Here is a 15,302-nt window from a genome sequence, read left to right as displayed (position 1 = left end):
GCGCGGATTCCGCAGGCAGCGAAATGGAACGAGGGAAGAACGTTGACCATGCTCGGAGACCAGCCGACCATGCAGTTCCGCGTGGTCGAACCGGAGCCCGCCCGGTCGACCGGGCGGCGCGTCGGCTCCTCGCGCAACCGTGTGCACGGCCGTCACCGGCGCCCCGTCATGGACAGCGCCGACCACGGTGGGGCCGACCGTGACGGGACCGCGCACGACAGGGTCGGCCACGGCAGCGCCTACGAGACCGTTCCGGATCAGGAACAGCCCCGGGCGGAGCCGGCGGTCCACGCCGGCGTCCCGGTCCGCCAGGCGGTCAGCCGTTTCTGGCCGCTGACCAAGGGGGACCGCGCCTGGCTGGTGCTGATCTGCGTCTGTGTGGTGCTTGCAGCCCTCGCCGAGACAGCGTCGATCCTGCTGTTCAGCGAACTGACCGACAACGCGCTCCAGGCCGGTTCGCTCTCCGCGTTCTGGGCCCCAGCCGGCATGTGGTTCGCCGCGGCGCTGCTCGGCGCGTTCGTCGGTTACATCGGCAACTCGCTCGCGGTCTGGACCGCCGAACGCTTTGTGATGCGGCTGCGGGAGAAGGTCTTCGCCCACGTTCAGACCCTCCCGCCCGACTTCTTCAGCCGTCACCGCACCGGCGATCTGGTCGAGCGTCTCACCGGGGACGTCGAGTCGATCGAGCAGATGGTGGTCTCCGGTGCGGTCGGTACCGTCTCAGCCGTCTTCAGCACGGTGCTCTTCTCCGCCGCCGCGCTCTATCTGCGCTGGGATCTCGCGCTGGCCACCTTCACGCTGGCCCCGCTGTTCTGGCTGGCCGCCAAGCGGTTCTCCGGTCGCATCAAGATCGTCGCCCGGCAGGAGCGGGTCGCCGACGGTGCGATCACCTCGGTGGTCGAGGAGTCACTCGGCCACATCGTCCTGACCCAGGCCTACAACCGAGGTCGGGCCGAGGAGAAGCGGCTGCGCCGCGAGGCCCGCGCCTGGATGCGCGCCTCGGTGACCGGCGCCCGCCTCAGCGAGCTCTACGAACAGCTCGTCGAGGTCGTCGAGACGCTCTGCGTGCTCATCGTGATCGGGCTCGGCGCCTGGGAGATCTCCAAGGGCCGGATGACCATCGGTCAACTGCTGGCCTTCGCCGCTTTCCTGGGCTACCTGTATCCGCCGATCCGCTCCCTCGGCCAGCTCGGCCTGACCCTGACCGCCGCCACCGCCGGCGCCGAGCGGCTGCTGGAGATCCTCGACGCCCGGGCCGCCGTCACCGACCCGGCACCCGGCAGCGCGGTCGAGCTGCGCCGGGTGCGCGGCGAGATCGAGTTCCACCAGGTCGGCTTCCGCTATCCCGGAGCTGCCAAGGACTCCCTCAGCGCACTGTCGTTCACGGCCCGGCCCGGCGAGCTGGTACTGGTCACCGGCGCGAGCGGGGCCGGCAAGTCCACCGTCTCCAAGCTGCTGCTGCGCTTCTACGACCCGGCTGCCGGGCTGGTCCGGCTGGACGGGGTCCCCCTGGCCCGGCTGCCGGTGGAGTTCCTGCGGGAAAACGTCGCCCTGCTGCCTCAGGAGACGATCATCCTGCACGACTCCATCCACGAGAACATCGCCTGCGGCCGGCCGGGCGCCTCCGACACCGACGTCGTCCAGGCCGCCCGCGACGCCGACGCGCATGAGTTCATCGCCGCCCTCCCCGACGGCTACGGCACGCCGATCGACCCGCACACCGCGGAACTCTCCGGCGGCCAGCTCCAACGCATCGCCATCGCCCGCGCGATGCTCCGCGACGCGCCGGTACTCGTCCTCGACGAGCCCACCACCGGCCTGGACGCGCCGACCGCACGCCGGGTCGTCGAACCGCTGCGCCGCCTGATGCGGGGCCGTACCACTATCATGATCACTCACGATCTGAACCTCGCCCGGGCCGCCGACCGTATCCTCGTACTGGACCACGGTCGCCTCGTCGAAGCCGGCACCCACCACGAGCTGATGGCCCACGGCGGCACATACACCTACCTCCACCGCTCGCAGGACAACAGCACCGGGCAGCTCACGGAGTCGCGGTAGCCCTTTCCGTCCGTGGGCGTTCGGTGGCCGATCGCGGTCGATTTCCAGTGCTGCGGGGCGCCGTTGAAGGCCGTCACCCCGTCGGGCCGTGGCCTGTTGTCCCTGCTTGATCTTGACTGGGTCCGTCCGGTACGACGACGAGGCTGATGACACGACGAATGCGGCCGCCATCCCTGGCGCGGTCGACCCGGGCGAGGACCGCGGCCTCGATCTCCCCGCCCCGTACCGCGAACTCCTCTTCGGTCAGCCACACCGCTGCCTGCCGGTAGAACACCGTCCGAGGAGCCACCTACCAGCAGACCGCCCTCGACATGTTCATCTCCGTCAAGACCGTCCAATACCACCTGACCCACATCTACGCGAAGCTCGGCATCCGCTCCCGCAGCGAACTCGCCGCCCGCTTCCGGGAGACACAGCCCCAGGACGACTCACGGCAGCGCCCTCGGGCGGTGGGCCCCGTGCCAGGGCTTCGGCGTAGTCGCCGGGTATCCGGTTCATGACGGTCCGCCAGGTAGAGCGGAACAGGCACGGCTTCCAAGATCATGGAGTTCTCGACGCCCCGTGACCTGCCTGGAAGACCGTGCCTGCCGAAGCATCATCGCTGATCCCGCCTGCCCTTGACCAACTCCGCGAGCATCCAGAGGCCGCGCCGGAAGAAGTGCCCGGACTGCTGGGCCGCCTCGCCCAGGTGCCCGATCCGCGTGATCCCCGTGGAGTGCGCCACGCTCTGGTGGGCGTCCTTGCCCTGGCCGCGTGCGCGGTGCTGGCGGGGGCAACGTCGCTGTCGGCGGTCGGCAGATGGATCACCGACGCTCCACCCCACGTACTGGAACACGTCGGCGTGCGGCTCGACCCCCTGTTCCCCAAACGGTCCTTGCCTGCGGAAACGACGGTCCGACGACTGCCGGCCCGGATTGACGGCGCCGCACTGGACCTCGAGGTCGGCCGCCGGCTCGCCGGCCGCCGCAACCGAACCCAGGGCCGGCTGCGCGGCCTGACGGTCGACGGCAAGAGCCTTCGCGTAGCGGCCAAAGCGAAGGGCCGCAAGATCCACCTGCTCACCGCCCTGGAGCACACCACCGGCCTGGTCCTGGCCCAGCTGGACGTCGGCGAGAAGACGAACGAGATCACCTGCTTCAAGCCGCTGCTGGAGACCATGGCCGACCTGGTCGGGGTGGTCGTCACCAGCGACGCCGTGCACGCCCAACGCGAGCACGCCGACTGCCTTCTCGGCCGTGAAGGCCACTGCAGCGTGATCGTCAAGGGCAACCAGAAGAAGCCCCGCAAGCAGCTCAGATCCCTTCCGTGGACAGAGATCCCTCTGCAGGGCCGCGTGCGGGGCATCGGCCACGGACGCTCGCAGATCCGACGGATCAAGGTGGTCACGGTCAACAGCCTGCTCTTCCCCGGAGCCCGGCAGGCCGTGCCGATCAAGCGCCGTCGCACCGACCGTAAGACCGGCAGGACCACCGTCAAGACCGTTTCCGCCGTCACCAGCCTCACCGCTGAGCAAGCCAACCCCGCCCAGCCGGCGACCCTGATCCGTGATCACTGGCAGATCGAGGCCCTGCACCACGTCAGAGACACCACGTTCGCCGAAGACGCCCCACAGCTGCGAACCGGCAACGCGCCCCGGGCGATGGCCACCTGGCGCAACCTCGCCATCGGCGCCTTGCGGCCGGCCGACGCGACCAACATCGCCGCAGCCCTGCGCCACAACGCCCACAACGCGGACCGCCCGCTCGCCCCGCTCGGCCTCAAGTGATCACGAAACAGACGCCCGCCGACTACGCCGAAGCCCTGGCCCCGGCCGTCACACGAAACGCCTTGATCCACCGGTAGACGACTCGCCGGACAACGCATCCGGCGTACTTCGCAAGTACCTCCGGCCTCAGGACGGCCTCAATTCATGCCCAGTCGCAGGGAAGCCAGGCAGAACACCACTCGGTTGATGCACATCCACGCAGGTCAGAAGGACATCAACCTACGCAGGCCAACGTGGCACGAACTCACGAGCAGCGGATTCAGTCCGTTCAGGCAAAGCTGACGCTCCGACACCCAAAAACAAACGTTTCCGCAGGTCAGGGACCTGCACAGGTGGGGCGGGTGGGACTCGAACCCACGGCCGACGGATTATGAGTCCGCTGCTCTAACCGGCTGAGCTACCGCCCCATTACGGCGCGTCGCGCACATTTGTACGCGCCGTCTGCCGCAGCATAGCCGCTCATACGATCTCCTGCTTCGGATGGTCGACTTCGCACGACCATGAGGACTGCGGCCTGCCGCGAGCGGTTCCGGGGGACATGAAAAAGGACCCCAACGGGGTCCTCATCACTGCTTCCTCACTGCGCTCTCCCGACTGGACTCGAACCAGTAACCTGCCGGTTAACAGCCGGCTGCTCTGCCAATTGAGCTACGGAAGACCGAAGCTCCCCCGACTGGACTCGAACCAGTAACCTGCCGGTTAACAGCCGGCTGCTCTGCCAATTGAGCTACAGGGGAATGCCTCGTTGCATCGAACGTACCTCCCTGGGTATTCGCCAGGGGGCGTGTGCTCGCTGCGACACATACATTAGCGCAAGCAGGGGGGTGCTCCGCCAATCGGTTCCCCGGTACCGATGCCGCGCCGGAGCCCCGGAGCCCACGCAAGGGAACCTACGCAAGGGAAGGATGGCCGTCATGCGCTACAAGCTCACGTTCGTCGTCGGACTGGCTCTGGGTTACGTGCTGGGCACGCGGGCCGGACGCGAGCGCTACGAGCAGCTGAAGAAGTCGGCACGCCAGGTCGCGCAGAACCCCGCCGTCCGCAACACCGCCGAGACGGCGGCGCAGCAGGGCCGCCAGTACGCGGGCAAGGCGTACCACGCGGTCAGCGAGAAGGTCGGCGACCGCGTCCCCGACTCCGTCGCGGACCGGGTCCGCTCGCTCCGCGACCGCAACGCCAACGGCACAGCTGGGGACGACTGGGGGACAAGCAATACGTAACGGCGTATGTCACCAGGAGGGCGAGTGCGCGCCCTGAGGGGTGCGGGGCTGTGTTCATTTGCGGCTCCGCCGCGTGGCGCGACCAGCCACAACGGACCCGCACCCGCCCCGCGACACACACCCCTACGGCTTCACGGCCAAACCCAGCGGAGTGATGCGGCAGAATTTCCGCCATGGGGATAGTCGCCGGGTTGGACAGTTCGCCCGATTTCACTCGTATCGTCGTCTGCGACACGGACACGGGGTCCGTGCTCAGGCAGGGATACGCGCCGCATCCGGTCGAAACCGAGACCGAGGGCGGCGGGCGGCCCTCCGATGTCGATCCACAGGCCTGGCTGCTGTCGCTGGGCGAGGCGGCCGGCGGAGGGCTGCTCGAGGGTGTGCAGGCCATCGGTGTGTCAGCGCAGCAGAACGCGCTCGTACCGGTGGACTCGCAGGGCAACACCGTGCGGCCCGCGATGGTCGGCGGTGACAAGCGGGCGCAGGTCGCGGCGGCCGACCTCATCGACGCGCTCGGCGGGCGTGAGGCGTGGGCGCAGGCGGTGGGTTCCGTACCGCAGGCCGCGCAGCCCGTCACCAAGCTCCGCTGGCTGAACAGGACCGAGCCCGACAACGCACGGCGTACCGCTGCGCTGCTGCAGGCTCATGACTGGCTCGTGTGGCAGCTTCTCGGGCGGCCCGTGCGGAGGACGACCGACCGGGGCGGAGCCTCCGGGACCGGGTACTGGTCCGCCGCCAGCGGTGGCTACCGGCCCGATCTCGTCGAACTCGCCCTCGGCCACCAGGCCATGCTCCCCGAGGTGATCGGTCCCTCGGACGCGGCCGGTACGACCCCGGAGGGCCTGCTGATCTCCGCCGGTACCGGCGAGACCATGGCCGCCGCATTCGGGCTCGGGATCGGGTTCGGGGACGCGGTCGTGTCGCTCGGGGCCTCCGGGTCCGTGATGGCCGTGCACCACGAGGCGCTCGTCGACCAGAGCGGGATGATCACCTCGCTGGCCGACGCGACCGGGATGCACCTGCCGGTCGTCACCACACTCAACGCCGTACGGACCCTGCGCGGCGCCGCCGAGCTGCTCGGGCTGCCCGATCTGGAGAGTCTGTCCGAGCTGGCGATGAAGTCGACGCCCGGGGCGCACGGGCTCGTGTTCCTGCCGTATCTGGAAGGTGAGCGGACGCCCAATCTGCCGCACACCGCCGGGACGTTGGCCGGGCTGCGGCGGGAGTCGATGAAGGCGGAGCATCTGGCGCGGGCCGCCTTCGAGGGCATGCTGTGCGGGCTCGCCGACGCGCTGGACGTGCTGCGCGGACGCGGTGTGGCCGTACGACGGCTCTTCCTGCTCGGGTCGGCCGCCGAGCTGCCCGCCGTGCAGGCCGCTGCGCCCGCGCTCTTCGGGACCCAGATCGTCGTACCGCAGCCCGCCGACTACGCCGCGCTCGGCGCCGCCCGGCAGGCCGCGTGGGCGCTCGGGGTCTCGCAGGGCACCCTCGACCCGCGCAACCCGCCGCCCTGGCAGGGACCGGTCGCCCAGGTCTTCGAGCCCGGTGACGAGTTGGCCGTAGGACAGGCCGTGCGGCAGCAGTACGTGTCCGTACGGGAACAGACCCATCCGGGCGCGTTCCGCTCGTAGGTGCGCACAGTCGTCGGCCTGAATAAGGCACTCAAGGGTGCATAAGGGGCCGTAGCGCACTGCTGTTGGCTTAATCGGTTGAGGTAACGCGGGTGGAGTGTCCGACGATAGGGGCGAGGGGCACACCGCCCGCCCTCCACCCGCCGACTCCGAGAGACCCAGCGTGCTCATACGACTTCTGCGGACCTATCTCAGGCCCTACAGGAAACCCATCCTTCTGCTGGTGCTGCTGCAGTTCCTGCAGACCTGCGCCACCCTCTACCTGCCCACCCTGAACGCCCACATCATCGACAACGGCGTGGTGAAGGGGGACACCGGTTACATCCTGTCGTTCGGCGCCCTGATGATCGGGATCTCGCTGGTCCAGGTCGTGTGCAACACGGGTGCCGTCTACTACGGCGCGCGCACCGCGGCGGCCGTCGGCCGGGACATCCGGGGTGCCATCTTCGACCGGGTGCAGTCGTTCTCGGCCCGCGAGGTGGGTCAGTTCGGCGCGCCCTCGCTGATCACCCGGACGACCAACGACGTCCAGCAGGTCCAGATGCTGACCCTGATGACGTTCACCCTGCTGGTGTCGGCGCCGATCATGTGCGTCGGCGGGATCATCCTGGCGCTCGGTCTGGACGTGCCGCTGTCCGGGGTGCTGATCGCGGTGGTGCCGACGCTGACTATCTGCGTGACGATCATCGTGCGGCGGCTGCGGCCGCTGTTCCGGGCCATGCAGGTGCGGCTCGACGCGGTGAACCGGGTGCTGCGCGAGCAGATCACCGGCAACCGCGTGATCCGCGCCTTCGTCCGGGACGAGTACGAGAAGGACCGGTTCCGGAAGGCCAACAGCGATCTCACCGAGATGCAGCTGAAGACCGGCAACCTGCTCGCGCTGATGTTCCCGGTGGTCATGACCACGGTGAACCTGTCGTCGATCGCCGTCGTGTGGTTCGGCGCGCACCGGATCGCCAGCGGCGGGATGCAGATCGGTGATCTGACCGCGTTCCTCGCCTATCTGATGCAGATCGTGATGTCCGTGATGATGGCCACCTTCATGTTCATGATGGTGCCGCGCGCGGAGGTCTGTGCCGAGCGCATCGAGGAGGTCCTCGACACGGAGTCCAGTGTCGTGCCGCCGCTCGCGCCCGTCACCGAACTGCGCCGGCACGGGCACCTCGAGGTCCGCGGGGTCGGGTTCTGCTACCCGGGCGCCGAGGAACCCGTACTGAAGTCCATCGACCTGGTGGCCCGCCCGGGCGAGACGACGGCCGTGATCGGCTCGACCGGCAGCGGAAAGTCCACCCTTCTGAGTCTGGTCCCGCGCCTGGTTGACGCGACCGACGGCGAGGTCCTCGTCGACGGTGTCGACGTGTCGACCATCGACCCGGTGCTGCTGGCCAAGACGGTCGGCCTGGTCCCGCAGAAGCCGTACCTCTTCGCAGGCACGGTCGCGACCAACCTTCGCTACGGCAATCCCGACGCGACCGACGAGGAGTTGTGGCACGCGCTGGAGGTGGCGCAGGCCAAGGGCTTCGTCGAGGGGCTGGAGAACGGCCTCGACTCCCCCATCGCACAGGGCGGCACGAACGTCTCCGGCGGTCAGCGGCAGCGGCTCGCGATCGCGCGCACGCTGGTCCAGCAGCCGGAGATCTACCTCTTCGACGACTCCTTCTCCGCCCTCGACTACGCGACCGACGCGGCGCTGCGGGCGGCGCTCTCGCAGGAGACCGCCGAGGCGACCGTGGTGATCGTGGCCCAGCGGGTGGCGACGATCAGGGACGCGGACCGGATCGTCGTACTCGACGAGGGACGGGTTGTGGGGACGGGGCGTCATCACGAACTGATGGCGGACAACGAGACGTACCGGGAGATCGTTCTCTCCCAGCTGACGGAAGCGGAGGCTGCCTGATGGCCGGGCCCATGGGGCGGATGATGGCCGGGACGGGCCCCGACGCCCGTTCGATGGACTTCAAGGTGTCCGGCAAGCGGCTGATCGGCCAGTTCAGGCCGGAGCGGCTGACCATCGGCATCCTGCTGATGTGCGTGGTGGTGAGCGTCGGGCTGAACGTGGTCGGGCCGAAGATCCTCGGCAACGCGACCGACCTGGTCTTCGCCGGGATCATCGGGCGGCAGATGCCGGCCGGGACGACCAAGGCGCAGGCCCTCCAGGCGATGCGCGACCGCGGCCAGGGTTCGGTCGCGGACATGCTCAAGAGCACGGACTTCACGCCGGGCAAGGGCATCGACTTCACCTCGGTGGGTCATGTGCTGCTGCTCGCGCTGGGCACGTTCCTGGTGGCCGGGCTGCTGATGGCGGTGGCGACCCGGATGGTCAACCGGGCGGTCAACCGGACCATGTTCCGGCTGCGCGAGAGCGTGCAGACGAAGATGTCGCGCCTCCCCCTGTCGTACTTCGACAAGCGCCAGCGCGGTGAGGTGCTGTCTCGCGCGACCAACGACATCGACAACATCGGGCAGACCCTCCAGCAGTCGATGGGCCAGCTCATCAACTCGCTGCTCACGATCATCGGCGTCCTCGCGATGATGTTCTGGGTGTCATGGCTGCTGGCCCTGGTCGCGCTGGTGACCGTGCCGCTGTCGTTCCTCGTCGCCACCCGCATCGGCAAGCGCTCGCAGCCGCACTTCGTGCAGCAGTGGCGCTCGACGGGCAAGCTCAACGCGCACGTCGAGGAGATGTACACCGGGCACACCCTGGTGAAGGTGTTCGGCCGCCAGGACGAGTCGGCGCAGCTGTTCGCCGAGCAGAACGACGCGCTGTACGAGGCGGGCTTCAAGGCGCAGTTCAACAGCGGTGTCATGCAGCCGCTGATGATGTTCGTGTCGAACCTCAACTACGTGCTGGTGGCGGTGGTCGGCGGCCTGCGGGTGGCGTCCGGCTCACTGTCCATCGGTGACGTGCAGGCCTTCGTGCAGTACTCGCGCCAGTTCTCCATGCCGCTGACGCAGGTCGCGTCGATGGCGAACCTGGTGCAGTCCGGCGTCGCCTCCGCCGAGCGGATCTTCGAACTCCTCGACGCCGAGGAGCAGGCACCGGACCCCATGCCGAGCGAACGCCCCGCCGAACTGCGTGGCCTCGTCGCCCTGGAGCACGTCTCCTTCCGCTACGACCCCGACAAGCCGCTCATCGAGGACCTCTCGCTGACGGTGGCACCGGGCCACACGGTCGCGATCGTCGGCCCGACCGGCGCCGGCAAGACCACCCTCGTCAACCTCCTCATGCGGTTCTACGAGGTCTCCGGCGGGCGCATCACCCTCGACGGCGTCGACATCGCGCGGATGTCCCGGGACGAACTCCGGTCCGGGATCGGCATGGTGCTCCAGGACACGTGGCTGTTCGGTGGCTCGATCGCCGAGAACATCGCGTACGGGGCCTCTCGCGAGGTCACCCGGGGCGAGATCGAGGAGGCGGCGCGGGCGGCGCACGCCGACCGGTTCGTCCGTACGCTGCCCGACGGCTACGACACGGTGATCGACGACGAGGGTACGGGCGTCAGCGCCGGTGAGAAGCAGCTCATCACCATCGCGCGGGCATTCCTGTCCGACCCGACGATCCTGGTCCTGGACGAGGCGACGTCCTCGGTCGACACCCGTACGGAGGTGTTGATCCAGAAGGCGATGGCCAAACTCGCCCACGGGCGTACGTCGTTCGTGATCGCGCACCGGCTCTCCACGATCCGGGACGCGGACACGATCCTCGTCATGGAGAACGGCTCCATCGTCGAACAGGGCGGGCACGCGCAGCTGTTGGCGGCGGACGGGGCGTATGCGCGGCTGTACAAGGCGCAGTTCGCGCAGGCGGTGGCGGAGGTCGACTAGCTGCGCTGCGGTGAGTGCCACGAGGGGTCGTCGTGTGTGTGACGGCCCGTCGTGGCTGGTCGCGCGGTTCCCCGCGCCCCTGAAAAGACGCCAGCCGAGGTGCCTTTGGGGGCGCGGGGCTGTATCTGATTTGCGGCTACCGCCGCGTGGGCGCGACCAGCCCCCACCGGGCCCGCACACGGCATCAATCCAGATAGCCCCTCAGCTGATCCGCAAACGCGTGATCCCGCAGCTTGTTGAGCGTCTTCGACTCGATCTGCCGTATCCGTTCCCGGGTCACGCCAAAGATGCGGCCGATCTCCTCCAGCGTGCGCGGACGCCCATCCGCAAGCCCATACCTGAGCTGTACGACCTTGCGCTCACGCTCCCCCAGCGTCGACAGCACCGCTTCCAGGTGCTGCCTGAGGAGGATAAACGCGGCCGACTCCACGGGGCTGGTGGCGTCCCCGTCCTCGATCAGATCGCCGAGGGCAACGTCATCCTCCTCCCCCACCGGCGCGTGCAGCGAAACCGGCTCCTGGGCAAGGCGGAGCACTTCGCTGACGCGCTCGGGCGCGAGGTCGAGGTGGTCGGCCACCTCTTCCGGCGTCGGCTCGTAGCCGCGCTCCTGGAGCATCCGGCGTTGGACGCGGACGACCCGGTTGATCAGCTCGACGACATGCACCGGGACGCGAATCGTGCGGGCCTGGTCGGCGAGGGCGCGGGACATGGCCTGGCGGATCCACCAGGTCGCGTACGTCGAGAACTTGTACCCGCGGGCGTAGTCGAATTTCTCAACTGCCCTGATCAGGCCGAGGTTTCCCTCCTGGACGAGGTCGAGCATGGTCAGCCCGCGCCCGACGTACCGCTTGGCGACGGAGACCACCAGGCGCAGGTTCGCCTCGATCAGGCGGCGCTTGGCCATCCGGCCCATGACGACCAACTTGTCCAGGTCGAGGGCGAGTTGGCTGTCCAGATCGGTGGCGCCGCCGAGCTTCTCCTCGGCGAACAGGCCGGCCTCGACGCGGCGCGCGAGGTCGACCTCCTCGGCCGCGGTGAGCAGCGGAATGCGGCCGATCTCGCGCAGGTACTGGCGGAACAGGTCCGAGGAGGGCGCGCCGTTGTCGGCGGCGACCCGGCTGCGGGTCCGTACGTCGGGCTCGGGGGCCTCGGCGGTCTCCACCGCTTCGGCCGCCGGTTCTTCGAGCTCGGGCGGGCTCTCCGGGTCCGCGGTCTCGGGGTGGTGCGCGGCACGGCTCTGCGGGGGGACGGTCGCGAGGACATCGGTCTCCGCTTCCGCTTCCGCGCCGTCCGTCGTGCTGGTCTCGGTCTGGTCGAGGGTCTGGGTCTGCACGGGGGCGACCTCCAGGATGATCGCTGCCAGGGGGTACGGCAGCGGTACTTCAGGGGCGGAGACGACGGCCTCGCCGCTGTCCGTCCCGTACTCGATGAGCGGAACCGCGGGGGTGAAGGACCCGCTGGGGACGGATCGGCCGCGCTCCGAGGACTCAGGCACCGGAACCCAGTGTGGAGTACGACACATCGCCGCCACGAGGGGCGTGCGGTGACTTTTTGAGTCCGTTCCGTGACTACGTGCTCAGAGCGCTGTGGCGCCGTGCACCTGGAGTGCCTGGTCGTACTGCTGAAGTACCCACAACTCGTTCTGTACGGCGGCCAGTTCGGCGGAGTCCCCGTGGCTGCCGAGGCGGGTGAGCGTGCCCTGGATGTCGCCGATGCGGCGCACCACGGCTCTTCGGCGGACGGTGACGAGCTGCTCGCCCGCGTAGTTCTCGTCGACCGTGCGGCGCATGATCGCCTCGACGGCCAGCTCGGTGACCATCGCGCGGACCGCGTCGTCCGGTGCCGCCTCGCGGACCCGGACCAGGTAATCCTGGGCGTCCTGGAGGCCGTACTCGGCGCCGCCCGCCTCGATGATCGCCTCGCGTACGGCGGCGTAGGGCGGGGCGGTGAACTCGTCGACGCCGTACGCGTCGAAGGCCGGGGAGACCAAGTCGGGGCGCTGGAGGGCGAGTTTGAGGAGTTCGCGCTCGGTGGCGAAGACCGGGTTGCGCAGGGTGAGGGCCGGGCCGCCTGTGGGAGGGCGGGCCGTGGTGTCGTACTGCTGCTGCGCGGCGCCCCTCGCCGGTGCCGGGCCCTTGCCGCCGCGGTCGCGGGCCCAACGGGCCAGCTGGGCAACGCGCTTGACCACGAACTGGGTGTCGAGGATGCCGAGCATGCCGGCGAGCTGGACGGCGACCTCGTGCTGCGCGCCGCTGTTCTTGATGCGGGCGACGATCGGGGCGGCCTCGTCCAGGGCGGAGGCGCGGCCCGCGGGGGTGTCGAGGTCGTAGCGGACGACGATCTGGCGGAGCGCGAACTCGAAGAGCGGGGTGCGGGGTTGGACCAGGTCGGCGACCGCCTCGTCGCCCTTGGCGAGGCGCAGCTCGCAGGGGTCCATGTTGTCCGGGGCGATCGCGATGTACGTCTCGGCGGCGAACTTCTGGTCGTCCTCGAAGGCGCGCAGGGCCGCCTTCTGGCCGGCCGCGTCGCCGTCGAAGGTGAAGATCACGCGCGCGCTGCCGTTGTCCATCAGGAGCCTGCGGAGGATCTTGATGTGGTCGGTGCCGAAGGCCGTGCCGCAGGTGGCGATCGCCGTCGTCACCCCTGCCAGGTGGCAGGCCATGACGTCCGTGTAGCCCTCGACGACGACCGCGCGGCTGGACTTGGCGATGTCCTTCTTGGCGAGGTCGATGCCGTAGAGGACCTGCGACTTCTTGTAGATCGCGGTGTCGGGCGTGTTGAGGTACTTCGGGCCGTTGTCCGACTCGTAGAGCTTTCTCGCGCCGAAGCCGACGACCTCGCCGCCGATGTCGCGGATCGGCCACATCAGGCGGCCGCGGAAGCGGTCGATGGGGCCGCGGCGGCCCTCCTGGGCGAGGCCGGAGAGGAGGATCTCCTTGTCGGTGAAGCCCTTGCCGCGGAGGAAGCGGGTGAGGTGGTCCCAGCCCTGCGGGCTGTAGCCGACGGAGAAGTGCTCGGCGGCGGACTGGTCGAAGCCGCGCTCGGCGAGGAACTTGCGGCCGGCGTCCGCCTCGGGGCTGACGGCGAGCTGCTCCACGTAGTAGTCGGCGGCGACCTTGTGGGCCTCGACCAGGCGGATGCGCTCGCCGCGCTGGTGGGCGGGGTTGTACCCGCCCTCCTCGTACCGCAGCGTGATGCCGGCCTGGGCGGCGAGGCGCTCGACCGACTCGGAGAACGTGAGGTGGTCGACCTTCATCACGAACGTGATGGTGTCGCCGCCCTCCTGGCAGCCGAAGCAGTGGAAGAGACCCTTGCTGGGGCTGACCTGGAAGGACGGCGACTTCTCGTCGTGGAACGGGCAGAGACCCTTGAGGTTGCCGCCGCCCGCGTTCCGCAGCTGGAGGTACTCGGACACCACGGCGTCGATCGGGACCGCGTCCCGAACCGCCTTCACGTCCTCGTCGTTGATCCGTCCTGCCACGCGTGAATTCTACGGGGCCCGACTGACACCAGTGACGACGAGACGGTTCAGACGCCCAGGCTGTCCAGTGGAACGTGTGGGTCCGCAAGGGCCTCGGTGTCCACCTGTGCCCGGGAGCGGATGAGCTGCTGGATGGGCTCTGTGACGTCCCACACATTCACATTCATCCCGGCCAGCACGCGGCCCTCCTGCAGCCAGAAGGCGATGAACTCCCGCTTGCCCGCGTCTCCCCGGATCACCACTTCGTCGTAGGAGCCCGGGGGCGCCCAGCCGGAGTACTCCATACCCAAGTCGTACTGGTCGGAGAAGAAATAGGGCACGCGGTCGTAGGTGACGTCCTTGCCCAGCATCGCGCGGGCCGCCGCCGGGCCGCCGTTGAGGGCGTTCGCCCAGTGCTCCACCCGGAGGCGGGTGTCGAACAGGGCGTGGTGGAAGGCGGCCACGTCGCCGGCCGCGTAGATGTCGGGGTCGGAGGTGCGCAGCCGTTCGTCGACCGCGATGCCGCCGCCGTGCGCACGGTCGGCCAGCTCCAGGCCCGCCGCCTCGGCGAGCGCGGTGCGCGGGGCCGCGCCGATCGCCGCGAGGACGTCGTGCGCGGGGTGCTCCTCGCCGTCGTCGGTGCGGGCGGCGAGCACCATGCCGTCCTGGCCGACGATCTCGGTGAGCCGGGCGCCGAAGTGGAACCGCACGCCGTGCTCGGCGTGCAGGTCGGCGAAGAGCTGGCCGAGTTCGGGGCCGAGGACGCCGTGCAGCGGCGTCTGGGACGGTTCCACGACGGTCACCTCGGCGCCGTACTCCCGGGCCGCCGCCGCGACCTCCAAGCCGATCCAGCCGCCGCCGGCGATCACCAGATGGCCGTTGTCCCGGCCCAGGGACGTCAGCACGTTCTTCAGGCGCTCCGCGTGGGAGAGGCGGCGCAGGTGGTGGACGCCCGCGAGGTCCGTGCCCGGGATGTCGAGGCGGCGGGGCTCGGAGCCGGTGGCGATGAGCAACTTGTCGTAGCGGACCAGGGTGCCGTCGTCCCCGAAGCGGACCGTCTTCGCCGTACGGTCGATGGCGTCGACGGTCTGGCCGAGGTGCAGCTCGATGTCGTTCTGCGCGTACCAGGCGGGTTCGTGCACGAAGACGCTGTCGCGCTCCTCCTTGCCGAGGAGGTAGCCCTTGGACAGCGGCGGGCGCTCGTACGGGTGGTCGCGTTCGTCGCAGATCAGTATCACGCGGCCGGTGAAGCCCTCCGCTCGGAGCGTCTCGGCCGCCTTGGCGCCGGCCAGGCCTCCTCCGATGATGACGAACGTCTGATCCGCGTCGACCACTTGATG

At 69.3% G+C, this 15,302-nt stretch carries 9 protein-coding genes, 3 tRNA genes and 2 pseudogenes; 7 read left to right on the top strand and 7 right to left on the bottom strand.

Features of this window, described 5'->3' with window-relative positions; all coding sequences use genetic code 11:
• Positions 1-48: 48 nt before the first annotated feature.
• Together OG504_RS35770 and OG504_RS35765 are read left to right on the top strand one after the other, a co-directional pair.
• Positions 49-2,061 (top strand): ABC transporter ATP-binding protein, encoded by a 2,013-nt coding sequence (locus OG504_RS35770; protein WP_405996520.1) that lies wholly within the window; start codon positions 49-51, stop codon positions 2,059-2,061.
• 287 nt (positions 2,062-2,348) lie between these two features.
• A pseudogene (locus tag OG504_RS35765) lies at positions 2,349-2,561 on the top strand (helix-turn-helix transcriptional regulator); the annotation flags it as partial.
• Positions 2,562-2,656: 95 nt separating this feature from the next.
• Here the strand turns inward: OG504_RS35765 and OG504_RS35760 are convergent.
• Complete coding sequence (locus tag OG504_RS35760; protein ID WP_263986803.1) at positions 2,657-2,785, bottom strand: hypothetical protein; 129 nt, start codon at positions 2,783-2,785, stop codon at positions 2,657-2,659.
• On the opposite strand from OG504_RS35760, the pseudogene OG504_RS35755 reads away from it, so the two are divergent.
• Positions 2,750-3,667 (top strand): annotated as a pseudogene (locus OG504_RS35755) (ISAs1 family transposase); the annotation flags it as partial. The gene OG504_RS35760 and the pseudogene OG504_RS35755 sit on opposite strands and share 36 nt — an antisense overlap.
• 492 nt (positions 3,668-4,159) lie before the next feature.
• Here the strand turns inward: OG504_RS35755 and OG504_RS35750 are convergent.
• From OG504_RS35750 to OG504_RS35740, 3 genes are all read right to left on the bottom strand, one after another.
• Positions 4,160-4,233, bottom strand: a tRNA-Ile gene (locus OG504_RS35750).
• Positions 4,234-4,411: 178 nt separating this feature from the next.
• Positions 4,412-4,484 (bottom strand) — tRNA-Asn (locus OG504_RS35745).
• A gap of 6 nt (positions 4,485-4,490) precedes the next feature.
• Positions 4,491-4,563 (bottom strand) — tRNA-Asn (locus tag OG504_RS35740).
• Positions 4,564-4,740: 177 nt separating this feature from the next.
• Here OG504_RS35740 and OG504_RS35735 point away from each other — a divergent pair.
• From OG504_RS35735 to OG504_RS35720, 4 genes are all read left to right on the top strand, one after another.
• Positions 4,741-5,046: a YtxH domain-containing protein gene (locus tag OG504_RS35735; protein ID WP_405993493.1), complete on the top strand. Its 306-nt coding sequence runs from the start codon at positions 4,741-4,743 to the stop codon at positions 5,044-5,046.
• Positions 5,047-5,219: 173 nt separating this feature from the next.
• The gene (locus OG504_RS35730; protein WP_405993492.1) at positions 5,220-6,677 is read left to right on the top strand and encodes an FGGY-family carbohydrate kinase; all 1,458 of its coding nucleotides are present in this window, start codon (positions 5,220-5,222) and stop codon (positions 6,675-6,677) included.
• 163 nt (positions 6,678-6,840) lie between these two features.
• Positions 6,841-8,574, top strand: coding sequence for an ABC transporter ATP-binding protein (locus OG504_RS35725; protein ID WP_405993491.1), 1,734 nt, complete (start codon positions 6,841-6,843; stop codon positions 8,572-8,574).
• Positions 8,574-10,502 (top strand): ABC transporter ATP-binding protein, encoded by a 1,929-nt coding sequence (locus OG504_RS35720; protein WP_405993490.1) that lies wholly within the window; start codon positions 8,574-8,576, stop codon positions 10,500-10,502. Before OG504_RS35725 ends, OG504_RS35720 begins: the two co-directional genes overlap by 1 nt.
• 184 nt (positions 10,503-10,686) lie before the next feature.
• Here the strand turns inward: OG504_RS35720 and OG504_RS35715 are convergent, their stop codons facing one another.
• From OG504_RS35715 to OG504_RS35705, 3 genes are all read right to left on the bottom strand, one after another.
• Positions 10,687-11,997, bottom strand: coding sequence for an RNA polymerase sigma factor (locus tag OG504_RS35715; RefSeq protein ID WP_405993489.1), 1,311 nt, complete (start codon positions 11,995-11,997; stop codon positions 10,687-10,689).
• A gap of 81 nt (positions 11,998-12,078) precedes the next feature.
• Complete coding sequence (gene dnaG, locus OG504_RS35710; RefSeq protein WP_405993488.1) at positions 12,079-13,983, bottom strand: DNA primase; 1,905 nt, start codon at positions 13,981-13,983, stop codon at positions 12,079-12,081.
• 47 nt (positions 13,984-14,030) lie between these two features.
• Positions 14,031-15,296, bottom strand: a complete 1,266-nt coding sequence (locus OG504_RS35705) for an NAD(P)/FAD-dependent oxidoreductase (RefSeq protein ID WP_405993487.1) — start codon at positions 15,294-15,296, stop codon at positions 14,031-14,033.
• Positions 15,297-15,302 lie beyond the last annotated feature (6 nt).

The sequence above is a fragment of the Streptomyces sp. NBC_00986 genome (assembly GCF_045162565.1).
GTDB lineage: Bacteria > Actinomycetota > Actinomycetes > Streptomycetales > Streptomycetaceae > Streptomyces.
The sequence above is the reverse complement of the archived record's forward strand: the minus strand, read 5'-3'. Positions and strand labels throughout refer to the sequence as shown.